A 12476-nucleotide genomic window follows, 5' to 3' on the forward strand; every position below is an offset into this window, starting at 1 on the left:
GTCCCGCCCGTCCTTTTTGGACGGGCGGGACGCCCATCCCACAAACTTGTGGAAGTTATTTAATTCTCATTCCTAAGCATCTACCTTACCCAAATGAAAACCGCCCTATCATGCTACTGAGATTGGGGAGTTAAATTTCATAATATAATCAGGAGCGCGCACCCTAGGTTAATAAGGTGCGCGCTTGACGCTGGACGCTGAGATGTACGGAGAGGGTGGGATTTGAACCCACGTTAGAGTCACCCCTAAAGTAAATTTCGAGTTTACCGCATTCAACCGCTCTGCCACCTCTCCAATTAACTTGAGATGCGAGCTAAAATTATATTACCGCACAGTGCACCACATTGTAAATCTTTATAAAAAAGAAGTTTGATTTTCTTCAGATTCCAGAGTGGTCTTAAATCCCCCTGCAGGAGTCCACTGGAGGGCTCCGTCGCGCCCTGTCCAGAATATCTGGGTTTTGCTTTGGCGCAGTTGGGCTGCGGTTTCTGGGTCGATTTCGTCAGCAGATGCGATCGCCACTTGCGGCCCAACCGCGCCCAATAACTCGGTCGTCAGGGCTTTTCCTGACCACCACAGCACTTGAGCCGGCTTCAAGGTTCCCGTTGCTGCCAATTTTTTTTGCGCTTCCGGTGTCATTTCACCGACGAGCAACCACGTTCGATTTCCCACCAGGAATTCTACCACCGGAATCTCCGCATTCACGAACTGCAACCGCGTCGAACCCAGATCAACTGTACTGTTAGTTTCTAAAGGAAAGTAAACGCCTTGGCGAGATTGCACAGCCGTTATAAACTCCTGATTGTTGCCACGGTGAATTTGTTTGGGAGCATTATTATCATAAAATGTTTTAATTGGCAAGCGTTCTAGTAATTTTCCCCAACCACTGCTCAAACCTAAATGACCGTGAGTGGCGATCGCAAAATTCACAGAATTAACTCCTTGCTTCTGCAAAAAAGGCAACACTGTAAACCTTACCGTATTTTCATCACCGCTATTAATTAGCGCCACTTTTCCCCTATCTTGAATTACTAAAACTGGATCGCCAGATGTCGCCAGCAAAGTAACTTGAAATAAAGATGCTTGAACGTGCCAAGCTGGCAAAACTATGATACTTATTCCCGCCACCAGCGCCAGCGGTAAAATCCAAGCCGCAGAAAAAATCGGCAGTGCAATAACTCTGCTTTTGGCCTTCTTCCCTTTCCCCTTTTCCTGGTTTTTTCCTCTGACTGCTTCCGGCTTCCGTCTTTTTTCTTCCTTCCTCCTTCTATCCGTTACATCCGTTACAGAATCCGTTGCCGAACTTCCCCCGATCCAAACCCAGCAAATTAAACTGTAAAGCGCGATTAGCTGAAACACCGATACTTGACCGACAGCTACCGAATTACCGGGTAATTGCGAGAAATATTGGGCGATCGCAATTAACCCCTTTGCCGGATAGTCCAGCAGTTGCGCTAAAACACTGCCAGCGGGCGGAAAAATCAATCCAGCTAAAGCGCTAATCATCCCCCCAATACTCAAAATCCACAGCAAAGGAGCCGCAATAATATTAACTAAAATGCTGTAAGGTGATACCACGCTAAAAACGTAAAGTAGCAGCGGCAGCACCCAAATTGAAGCTGCAATCGGAACCACAACAATCGAAGCGATCGCGGGCGGCATCCATTCCAACTTTGCCATCAGCGGCGGCGTTGTCACGATTAACCCCAAAGTTGCCAAAAAACTCAGTTGGAAACCTAAATCCCAAATCCACAAAGGGTTAACCAGAAGTAAAATAGTAGCAGCAATTAACAGCAATCCCAGCGGCTTAACTTGGCGGTTCAGCACCAAAGCAAATAGTGTTCCAAATCCCATTAAAGCGGCGCGGCATACTGAAGCTTCAAAGCCGGTTAATCCCACGAGGAAAAATAAAGCACCGACGCCAAAGCTAAATTGTAATTGTTTGGAAAAACGCCTGGTTAAAGCTAGAACTAAAGCCAAAACCATCGAAACTTGAGTGCCGGAAGCTGCGATCGCGTGGGCTAATCCAGCCTGCACAAAATAGTCTCGGATGTTGTAAGGTAAATCTACGGCTTGTTTGCCGAGGGCGATCGCACTGATTAAGGGCCCTTCGGGAACATTTAACTGCGATAGTTGCGATCGCACGATCCGCTGCCGCATCGCTTGAATTTTCGATGGCTGCATCCCGCTTGACTCCCAGAAAGCAGCCGCTTGGCTGTTAACTCGATTTACATCCGCGATCGCATTTTCTCTCCTCCAGTCAATTTGACGGCCTTTGAGTCCGACAAAAGCCCCTTCTCTGGCTAAATATGTTTGAAAATCAAAAGCCCCCGGATTCGACGGTGGCTGCGGTTTGTACAAGGATCCCACAACTGCGATCGTATTGTCGGCGTACAAACCTGTTGCTTGCAGCAGGGGCACTGTAACGTAGAGTTTGCCGGATACTGGGCGGTTGACAACTACTCCTCCCTCGCCGCCGTTGATTTCGCTAACTAAATCTGTTTCTAGCCAAAATTGCGATCGACCCGATCGAGTCAATCGAGGCGTACTGACAACTCTACCGCGAACTGTCACTGCCACTTCTTGAGTGTTTCCAACCGCCGGAATCAGTTTGCTGATGTCATCTATTGCCGGTTGGGGCGATCGAACTGCAAAATAAACGCTAGCTAGAAATGCCACCAAACCCGCAACTGCCCACACCCATTTCCCTCGCGGCAGGATCTCCAACAAACTCAACTCTTCCCTCGCATCTAAGGGTGCTTCAAGAGCATTTTCTTTTTGTCTGCTGCGTCTTTTCTTAGTAACTTGGACAGAATTTTTAGTATATTTTCGCAACAATTTCGGCAGGGCGATCGCTACCGCTATTCCCAAAGCAAGTATCGCGTATCTACCCCAAGAAACCGCTGTAGAAATCAATCCCAAAATGTAGGCAAGACAGAAGATGACACCCGTTGCTTGATTCATTAATTAGCAAGTAATTAGCAATTTTTACTGTCAAAAGTAGAGTTGGTTTCAGTCCAGAACACATAATATCAATTCCGGTTATATCGGAATGATTTAACCACAGAGAACGCAGAGAACGCAGAGGAAGAGAAGAGAGAGAGACGAATAATGCCGATGAAGAGAGGATTTCATATAACCTCTGTATGTAGGGTACACATTGCGACCCTACATATAGCTGGTAAAAGTATAGTCATTTATAGGCATGGGAGGCTTCAAGTCCCTCCCCCTTCACTTTTACTTTGAGCGGATTAACCCGCCTCGGCTGAACTACGCAGCTCCCTATCCCATCGCTGAAGGCATTTGGGATTGCTTTTCTGAGGATATTGTACGCTGCATTCACATCGGAATTAATTAACCGACCAACCGATGTTTTGTACAAACCTCGCTTGATACGCTTACCAGTAAACACAGGCTCTTTATCAGTTGTTCCGTAAACAGGAATTGGGTCTAGACCCAGAAAGTTGGCCCGTGAACTATAGGATTCTTCCTGCACAATTACCTTGATTCCCGCCAGCCGAGCTTTGTATTCCAACATCTCAATTAATCGAGAGTGAGGAATGTTGACAAAGTTTTGGTTGGTTTGCTTACCTAAGTTAATTTCGGTTTTCCACTGTGCATTTTTGCCGATGACCAGCGTTCCAATTTGGTTCACTACCAAATGGTCAACAATCACGCGACTAGCATGATGCAAGTAATTATCAACTTTTTGATGGCGACAACGAGTTAAGCGCTGAATCCGGGGTGACGTTTTGCGGTTCCCTTTTAAGTGGGATTGCAATCGTGCTTTCCGCTTGTTGTAGAACTGGTTGATCGATTTCAATGGTCGCCCGTTAATCAACAAAGGGATAAATCCCGGTTGATTTGAAGTTAACGCCACTAAATTATCCAGTCCCAAATCAATACTAGCTACAGAGTTGGCATTGCCAAGGGTGGACTCCGTTTCATCATAAATCACCTCAATTACATAGGCATCACATTTCGGAACCAGTCTAACTTGACAAATCTGGTTGGGATTGAGTTTGGTTTTAATTGAAAGTTCAGTGCCGGAAAGTTTAATGATTCCTTTCTTCAACTGTTTGCTGCTAATTGCTTGAATCGTGTAGACGAGAAGGTTTCGCCCTTTAGTCTTATCTTTGTACTTTGGCAATTTTGGGCTACCCGTGAATCTTGAAGAGTCAGCTTTGTAAGCTTTAACGGCTTCAAAAAACGATTTCCAATTCTTGTCTAGCACCATCAAGATTTGCTGACTTACTTTAGCAGGCAAAGCCTTATATGCTTCGTGAGACTTCATCAATCGGTTCATTTCGTTATAACTGACATAACCCCATCCATAAATAAAGCTCTGACGAATGACGTAATTGGCGGCATTGTAGAGGTTTTTGGACTTGAAAGCTAGTTCGTCTATTTGGGCGAAACGGTGTTCCGTCGATTTAATGATGTGCCTCTGTGTTAGTTGCATTTGAGACTTGCGTTTTTTGGGCTATGCGTATTCCTTGTTCAACACTCACAACAATAGAATACCATTATTGTTTATAATTGCTTATAAACTCAATGAAGTTTTACAATACTACCACTGCCTAATAAGTCTTCTTCTAAATAGACAGCCCCAATTTTAAACCGAAAGCCGCGTGCAGCACCATAAGTGCAAGGGCCGTCGTGCCTAAATAAGCGTGAACCGCGCGCAGTGCTAGCTTATTGCCCCCAAAACCCGTTAGCGAAATCAAGCTGCCAATAGCCAGCAAAACCAGCACTGCCGAACCCGTCCAAAAATGCGGGCTTTCCATGACTGGCTGGTGCTGCATCACCAGCGACAGCAAGCCGCCTGTATAGCCCAAAGCTAGAAACAGAAACATCCACGGTGCAAGCTTGCGGTGATCCGAGCGACTTGTGAGTGCGACATCTTTATCTGTGGCCAAACGTCCCTGCCATCCCGTATACCCGACAAAACTGCCCATCGCCACTACCACGATCCCCATCATTACAGGGTGTCCCCAATGGGTAATTGGTTCGGGAATTCCTAGACTGCGAAATTGACTGGCGATGGGTTCTAGTAGTTCGCTTAAATTTACCATTTGATACTGACTCCAAACTTGGCGATAAATATTTTCGGACTAATCATTAAAATATTATAAAATATTAGTGTAGCAAGTGCGATCGCGATTTCTAAGAGCTGTTTAATATCAAATCCTTGCTTCATCGTCGAGCGTAAAGTCTCCTTCAATCTGCAACCAAATAGAAGCACAATTTTCAGTTTTTGGGTTCACAGTCAACAGTCAACAGTCAACAGTCAACAATTCCGGAGGAGTGCAACCAGAATCTATCTAACATGATGGTCAAACATTGCGCCGAAGCCTGGATATAGGCAAAACTTAGCCGGCTTGGGCCGGCTGTGAGATGTTTTACAGCAGTGATGCTGCTTCAAGTTAATTCTTAGCCTGATAGGCTAAATCTAAGAGCAAAAATAAACGCCATTCGCCCGCACATCACACCCCGTGGGCTGCCTTTTGCCCAATCTTCACAGCCTCATCCTCACTCTGGATGTTAAATTTTACCTGCCTGCTCAAAGTTAATTTCAATTCCTTGACTTTTGAATGGCCAAGTGAGAAATTAACATCGCAGCCGACGAACCGTCACACTTCTACATTTTGCTAATCGTTCTCAAGGGAGAATCAACTGCTGAAAAAAACTAGAGGTTCCAAGTTTGAGACTTCTGGCATAAAGTATGCCGTCTGCCCAGGCTCACTTCGATCGACTGATCGCTAAACTGTCTCAAGGCACCCTGATAGCACCCTTGGCTGTTGAGCAGCCATCGCTGTGCACCTAAATGAACCCTCTCAACTAACTAGCTGGGGATTCGGTTTTAGCAGACAAGCAGTGACTTTCTTGCGTCGCCTTCCTCGGAACCGTGCAATCGCTACACTCACTGCGCCGTCGCTAAAGTAGCTTCCGAAGGTTGGATTTGATACTTTACGAGATTTGCCAGTTCTTGTAACTGATTAATCGCTTCTGCACCTTCTAGTTTCATGAGTTCGCGGTCGTCCCGCATCTCAGTCCAAGTGATACCGTAATCTGACACTAAGAATCGAATCAGATGGTTGTCCGTCAAACTGACCATAAATGAGGCACTGTTCATCTGACCCCCGCAAGTGTAGCAGGATGCCAGATAACCCCGATGCTCTAGCACGATCGCTAAAGCTTGAAGGTTCATTACCAAATCTTGAACGAATTTACGGTGTTGTTCTGCAAGTCTCAGAAACACAGTTCTCCTCCTATCACCACACCGTGTATTTTACATCCCATTTAATAATTTCTTAATAAGTGGGTATTTAGGTGCTGGTTCAGTATACGTTTAGTATGCTCAAAAAAAATCGGATTAGCGACCTCTTCAGCCTACCTATACTAGATTAACCGAGTTGTGCTCGAAACGCAGTATCAGCAGCGACATTCAGCCAAAACAGGCTATCGCGGGGGACTCCAGCCGGAAAATTTGCCTGCTGTAAAGGGTGATTCAGCCGTCGGAGAGCCCAAAGATACAAATAACTAATGATAGTAATGAAATTAGTTAAGTAGAAGAGTTCAATCACCCTGGGGATACTCGTCCCAAAGCGTCGTGGTCTGCCGCAAGCTCCGAAAATCGCCATTCCCCAAAATCAAGTGATCCAGCAGCGGAATCGACAAAAACTGCGCTCCCGCCAGCAACTGTCGCGTCAAAGCAATATCCTCCGGGCTTGGTTCCACAATCCCCGATGGGTGATTGTGCGAGATAATCGCCCGCGTCGCCCCCTGGCGGATCACCTCGCGAAAAATATCCCGTGGGTGAGCCAAAGTTTCCGTTGCTGTGCCGATCGTAATTACCTGAGTACCCAGCAGCCGATTTTTCACATCCAGCAACACCACAGCAAAACGTTCCTGAGACTGCCACATCAAATCCTGACTCAGGGCATCAGCCGCCGCTTGCGGAGAGTCAACCACAGCCATTTCCGGCGGCCGCGACTGAAACACCCGCTTCCCCAACTCCACCGCAGCCAAAATCGAAGTTGCCTTAGCAGGGCCAATCCCGTGAATCTGCGTCAACTCCTGAACGCTAATAGTGCGTAGCACAGCCAGAGGATCGCGGGAATGCAAACTCAACTGATTTAAAATATACTGTCCGAGCCCGACGGCGGAAAGTTTGCCTGGTCCCTGACCAGTACCCAGGAGAATCGCAATCAATTCTGCAGTCGCCAAACTTTTCGGGCCACCCGCCATCAGCCGTTCCCGTGGCCGTTCACTCGTTGGCAAATCGACAATTCTTAAGCTGTAAGTCATAGCTGCACCCGCACCGCAAGCTCAACAATTAGACAATTTTAGCCGATCGATTTGCCTTCTTCAATTCGTACAATCACCGAAAAAAGCCTTCATCATTAACCGAGGATTTTGGCCGATCAAATCTAACCTAGCGTTTCGCAAGCGATCGAGTCTCGATCTCGATCGAGCTTAAAAGGATCGCCCGGATATGCCTCTAAAACTCGCTGCGCTTCAGCTTGAGTCGCAAAGTCCGAACAGTTGCAATCCGAGTTAACGCAACTCGGAAAATCGGCACTTTTAACCTTCGCTTTAGAGGACTCGTCAATAACTTTCTTGGTGTCTTTCTTTGGCTGCTGTGCATCAAGAGCAATCTCTGCATTTCGTCCAACAGATTTGACTGAAGATGGCAATTTGCGATCGGGTTCTGGTTTGGCAAGTGCAGGTGGGGGAGCAGAAATTGCAGGTTTCGGTGTTGGTGCCGGCGTTTTCACAGTCTCCGGCTTCAGTGTCGGGGCTGCTGAAAGCGGTGACGGCTTAGCGGTTTGAGATGATTCTAGCCGATCGGTTGGGGCCGGATGCGCCACCGAAACTTCCTGAGACGGATTGGGTGCGGCGACGGCAACAAGTACAAACGAAGCCGCCATCAACCCGCCGTACATCGCAGCCGATCGCTTGCGGGTTGGTGCACCCATTTCGGATGAACAATACCCAGAAAAAAGGCAGGTATCGACAATAGAAAGCTTAAGATGAAAAAATTAAGCATCGCGACTTTTACCAGTAAAAAATAGAAGTAATCCAGGACGCAGAAACCGGGTTTCTTTTAGCAAAATCCGAGGTGAAGCACGAAGGATATCTGTTTAAACAACCCGATTTCTTTAATCCCTGTGCGTAAGTCCTGAGAAGTTAACTTCCTTATTTATCTGCTGGCACACTCACAAATCCCTATGATTTACGAAGTAAACTAGGACGTTGGACACCCGACCCAGTTGCACCAGGGTCTCTGAGTATATTTCTCCTTACTAAACCCACGATTTTTTCCTACAGTTCGCGAGCGCACTCCGACGCCTATAAACCTGGGTTTTTAATTGCAGTAAATGAGTAGAACCAAGTATTTTTCTTAAAAAACTACGTTTCTCGCCCCAACCGGCCGTAAGTCCTGGTAAAATTTCTTGTAATGGTGCCAAAAAAGTGAAATGCATACCCAGCTACGTTCAGCGCAAAGGTGCGCTTACTCTAAATTCGGGCCATTCAGTTGAGGCCAGCAGCCCCGATGAAACTGCTTGCGGCGGCTTAGGTGCTGTAACCCCAAGCAAAACGAACGAAACTGCCATCAAGCCGCCGTACAAGGCAGCCGATCGCTGGCGAGTTCCCAGTCCCACCCATTGAGGATTTAGCAGACCCAGACAAAAAGCCGGTGTGGAAAACATGAAAGTTAATACAAACAAGCTGGACATCACGCACCTCCGACTAGCGAATTGCAGCGATTAATTACTTTTATCTCCAATTAATAGCTCACAAATCCGCTTAAAAAAGTTGCAATTTATGATTTATAACTTTAGAATTATTGATGTTTATCAAACAATAATAAAACTTTTAAAATCTCTTACTTTCGGTAGTTGTTAAAAAAATAATAGGTTTCTAGAGAGACCAAAAATTTAGCTTAAAATAGAAACTAAATTCCTTACTCAAAATATGAAAGTCCGCTTTAACGTAGTCCGCCAAAATCAAAACGAGGCTCCCCGGGTTCACACTTACACCCTAGATGTGGAAGAGAGCAATACCATCCTAGACTGCCTCAACAGTATTAAGTGGGAACACGACGGCACTTTAGCTTTTCGCAAAAATTGCCGCAATACAATTTGCGGCAGTTGTTCTATGCGAATTAACGGTCGATCGGCATTAGCTTGCAAAGAAAATGTAGCCAGCGAACTCGCAAGATTGCAAAAAATAGCTGATTCCAGCTCAGCAGAAAGGCCGGCCGATTTCATTCCAGAAATCACGGTAGCCCCAATGGGAAATATGCCAGTAATTAAAGATTTGGTTGTTGACATGACCAGTTTTTGGGACAACCTGGAAGCAGTGGAACCCTATGTCAGCACAGCCTCGCGAGCAATTCCAGAACGCGAATTTCTGCAAACTCCAGAAGAGCGATCGAAACTCGACCAAACCGGCAACTGCATCCTCTGCGGCGCGTGCTATTCTGAGTGCAACGCCCGCGAAGTCAACCCGGAATTTGTCGGCCCCCACGCCCTCGCCAAAGCTTACCGCACGATCGCCGACTCCCGCGACAGCGAAACCGAAAATCGGCTCGAAAAATACAACGAAGGCACCGCAGGCGTCTGGGGATGCACGCGCTGTTACTACTGCAACTCGGTTTGTCCGATGGAAGTTGCGCCGATGGATCAAATTGGTAAGATTAAACAGGAGATTCTCGATCGCAAAGATGACCAAGCCAGTCGATCGATCCGCCATCGCAAAGTTTTAATCGATCTCGTCAAAGAAGGTGGCTGGATAGATGAGCGCAAATTTGGCATCGAAGTAGTAGGAAACTACTTCCGCGACGTTAAAGGTTTGCTGAGTCTGGGCCCGTTGGGTTTGAGAATGATCGCTCGCGGCAAGTTCCCGCTGTTTTTTGAGCCTTCAGAAGGTACCGAAACCGTGCGAAATCTGATCGAATCGGTTCAAAGTTTAGAAAAGTCAGCAGATTAGCGATCGGCGGGCATTTTCCTGGTAAATTACAAGTTGTGCGATCGTAAAGCTTCCCACAATTCATCACTCAAAACACGAAACTTAAAACTTTTCAATGACTGCTCAAACTCCTCCATCCTCAAAACCGACAACCCCAAATACCCCAAAACCAGAACCAGCCTTTGGGTGGAATGCCTACGCCGAACAAATCAACGGACGATTTGCGATGGTGGGATTCGTGGGACTTTTGCTGCTAGAATTCTTCACCCGTCAGGATTTTTTTACCTGGCTGGGCCTGCGTTAAATTAATCAAAATCAATTAAAAAAGGAAGCTGAAAAATTATCTATATTTCAGCTTTCTTTTGATTTTTAAGAGTTATTGGAAATACACTTTATCAAATTAGAGGTACCAAATTATAACATTTATAGTGGCATACAAACATATGAATTTACCCAAGTGGATAGTAGTTACTTGTAGCGCGATCGTCCTAGCATCATGCGGAAATGGATCTTCCACCTTAATCTCCGAACCGAAACCGGGAAACAGTGGACGAACATTTGCTGATTGGTGTCGCCAGCGGGCTTCTTTGATTCCTGAAGCTAAACGTACTGTTGATGTGCTGTTGCAGAAAGCAGGGACTACTGAATGCGATGAGGCTAATCAGAAACTTTCTCTGCTCACGGAACTCAGCCTCCGCAGCCATGAAATCAGCGATATTAAACCGCTAGAATCCTTGACTAACCTGACTGTGCTCAACCTCAGAGGCAATAAAATCAGCGATATCAAACCGCTAGAATCCTTGACTAATGTGACTGTACTCAACCTCAGAGGCAATAAAATCAGCGACCTCAAACCCTTACAATCTTTGACTAAGCTGACTGAACTCGACCTCAGCTTTACCCAAATCAGCGACATCAAACCGCTAGCATCTTTGACTAAACTAATCGATCTCGATCTGGGTGACAATAAAATCAGCGACATCAAACCCTTAAAATCTTTGACTAAACTGACACACCTCGTCCTCAGTGGCAATGAAATCATCGAATTCAATAAACCTTCCCCGTTAGTCGCAAAGAGGCAACCCGGAAAGAGTGGACAAACATTTGCGGATTGGTGTCGCAAAAAGGCTGATTTGAGTCTTGAAGCTAAACATACTGTTGAGGTGCTGTTGCAGAAAGCAAGGACTACTGAGTGCGATGAGGCCGATCGAGAACTTTTCCGACTCACAGAACTCGACCTCGGCGCCAATCAAATCAGCGACCTCAAACCGCTAGAATCCTTGACTAAGCTGACTGAACTCCACCTCGGTGCCAATCAAATCAGCGACCTTAAACCGCTAGAATCCTTGACTAGGCTGACTGAACTCGGTCTGATCAACAATAAAATCACCGACATCAAACCCTTACAATCTTTGACTAATCTGACGGGACTCACACTCGAAAGCAATCAGATCGGTGACATCAAACCGCTAGCATCTTTGACTAAACTAACTTTTCTCTCCCTCGGTCTCAACCCGATCGTTTCCAAAATTTGCCCGCTCAAACCAGAGTCTATCTGTCGCTGGGAACCCGTAAGTTAAATGCCAAATTTTTAACTTTACTGGTGTAAAAATTAGATGTACAAGATTATGAGTTTTATAGTTGCACGCCAACATATAAATTTACAAAAGTTAATAGTAGTTACTTGTAGCGCGATCGTCCTTGAATTATAGGGACACGGCATTGCCGTGCCCTGAATCCGAAGTTTCGTTCATATTCTGTTCGGTCGATGGCCCCTAATACGGTAGGGGCGGGTTCACGAAAAATATCTGCCAATAATTGACAATCTCAAAAACCCGCCCTTTTAATCGTTCGAGCAGACATGATATCAAACTAATTTCCAGTTGTTTCACGGACGGTCAAACTGTACTTGCCTCTACCTTTTGGAGGCGGATCGTAAGCGTTGACAATGACGCGATAGCGACCGTTCGCAGACAAGGTAACAGTAAGCTCTGAATTGGAATTTTGCTGCGTCGCATCATCATTTTCTCCAAGTAGCTCCCCCTGGGAGTTGAAAATAGCGAGATAAGTATCAAACTCGGTACTTTCTACGGTAATAATCACTTTTTGACCCTGAGTGCCTTCAAAGGTATACTCGTCGTACAAACTGCTGTCCGAGGGCAGTACAGAAGACTTAGCAGGGCTGAGTTCTCCGTTTTGCTCTAAAATTACCTTAGATGAACCCGCATCAGGACTCGATCGAGGTTCTACACTTGGGCTCTGAGTTGGCGAACTTTGTGGTGATGGCGACGGGTTGGGGCTTGCTTGAGCTAAAACCGCCTTGCCAGCAGGCTTCGCATCAGTTAAATTTTGAGGAAATTCTGCTGAAATGAGGGTGGAACTACTGTTAGCAACTCCACCTAAATTGGAAACTGGCAGGGAGACAGTCGGCTTGCCAGAAAAAGTAGCTACCAGAGCAATTGGCGCGATCGCCCAAAATCTAACTTGACGCATGAATT

The 12476-nt window shown here is 46.2% G+C and carries 11 protein-coding genes and 1 tRNA gene; 4 read left to right on the plus strand and 8 right to left on the minus strand.

Annotation, left to right across the window (positions count from 1 at the left end):
* Positions 1-207: 207 nt before the first annotated feature.
* The 7 genes from QUA00_RS23935 to QUA00_RS23965 form a co-directional block, all read right to left on the minus strand.
* Positions 208-294, minus strand: a tRNA-Ser gene (locus tag QUA00_RS23935).
* Between the two features lie 60 nt (positions 295-354).
* On the minus strand, positions 355-2964 hold the full coding sequence (locus QUA00_RS23940; RefSeq protein ID WP_333411333.1) for a ComEC/Rec2 family competence protein: 2610 nt from the start codon (positions 2962-2964) through the stop codon (positions 355-357).
* Between the two features lie 229 nt (positions 2965-3193).
* Positions 3194-4462 carry a transposase gene (locus QUA00_RS23945; protein WP_333411334.1) on the minus strand — a complete coding sequence of 423 codons (1269 nt, stop codon included), beginning with the start codon at positions 4460-4462 and terminating at the stop codon, positions 3194-3196.
* Between the two features lie 133 nt (positions 4463-4595).
* Positions 4596-5075 carry a DUF4079 domain-containing protein gene (locus tag QUA00_RS23950; RefSeq protein ID WP_333140054.1) on the minus strand — a complete coding sequence of 160 codons (480 nt, stop codon included), beginning with the start codon at positions 5073-5075 and terminating at the stop codon, positions 4596-4598.
* 848 nt (positions 5076-5923) lie between these two features.
* Positions 5924-6262, minus strand: a complete 339-nt coding sequence (locus QUA00_RS23955) for a DUF1815 family protein (protein WP_015176985.1) — start codon at positions 6260-6262, stop codon at positions 5924-5926.
* 317 nt (positions 6263-6579) lie between these two features.
* Positions 6580-7311 carry a RadC family protein gene (gene radC / locus QUA00_RS23960; protein WP_333229317.1) on the minus strand — a complete coding sequence of 244 codons (732 nt, stop codon included), beginning with the start codon at positions 7309-7311 and terminating at the stop codon, positions 6580-6582.
* A gap of 122 nt (positions 7312-7433) precedes the next feature.
* Positions 7434-7982, minus strand: coding sequence for an excalibur calcium-binding domain-containing protein (locus tag QUA00_RS23965; RefSeq protein WP_333411335.1), 549 nt, complete (start codon positions 7980-7982; stop codon positions 7434-7436).
* Between the two features lie 496 nt (positions 7983-8478).
* Here QUA00_RS23965 and QUA00_RS23970 point away from each other — a divergent pair, with 496 nt between their 5' ends.
* The 4 genes from QUA00_RS23970 to QUA00_RS23985 all read left to right on the plus strand — a co-directional run bounded on the left by QUA00_RS23970 (position 8479) and on the right by QUA00_RS23985 (position 11558).
* Positions 8479-8676, plus strand: coding sequence for a hypothetical protein (locus tag QUA00_RS23970; RefSeq protein ID WP_333411336.1), 198 nt, complete (start codon positions 8479-8481; stop codon positions 8674-8676).
* Positions 8677-8982: 306 nt separating this feature from the next.
* Positions 8983-9999 carry a succinate dehydrogenase/fumarate reductase iron-sulfur subunit gene (locus QUA00_RS23975; RefSeq protein WP_333140042.1) on the plus strand — a complete coding sequence of 339 codons (1017 nt, stop codon included), beginning with the start codon at positions 8983-8985 and terminating at the stop codon, positions 9997-9999.
* Between the two features lie 94 nt (positions 10000-10093).
* Positions 10094-10282 (plus strand): chlorophyll a/b-binding protein, encoded by a 189-nt coding sequence (locus QUA00_RS23980; RefSeq protein ID WP_333140040.1) that lies wholly within the window; start codon positions 10094-10096, stop codon positions 10280-10282.
* Positions 10283-10406: 124 nt separating this feature from the next.
* A complete protein-coding gene (locus tag QUA00_RS23985) occupies positions 10407-11558 on the plus strand; it encodes a leucine-rich repeat protein (RefSeq protein ID WP_333140038.1) in 1152 nt (383 codons plus the stop codon).
* Between the two features lie 292 nt (positions 11559-11850).
* On the opposite strand, the gene QUA00_RS23990 is transcribed toward QUA00_RS23985, so the two are convergent.
* Positions 11851-12471, minus strand: coding sequence for a pre-peptidase C-terminal domain-containing protein (locus QUA00_RS23990; RefSeq protein WP_333140036.1), 621 nt, complete (start codon positions 12469-12471; stop codon positions 11851-11853).
* Between the last annotated feature and the right edge of the window lie 5 nt (positions 12472-12476).

Origin of the sequence: Microcoleus sp. T2B6 (assembly GCF_036700475.1) — a bacterium.
Taxonomy (GTDB): domain Bacteria; phylum Cyanobacteriota; class Cyanobacteriia; order Cyanobacteriales; family Microcoleaceae; genus Microcoleus.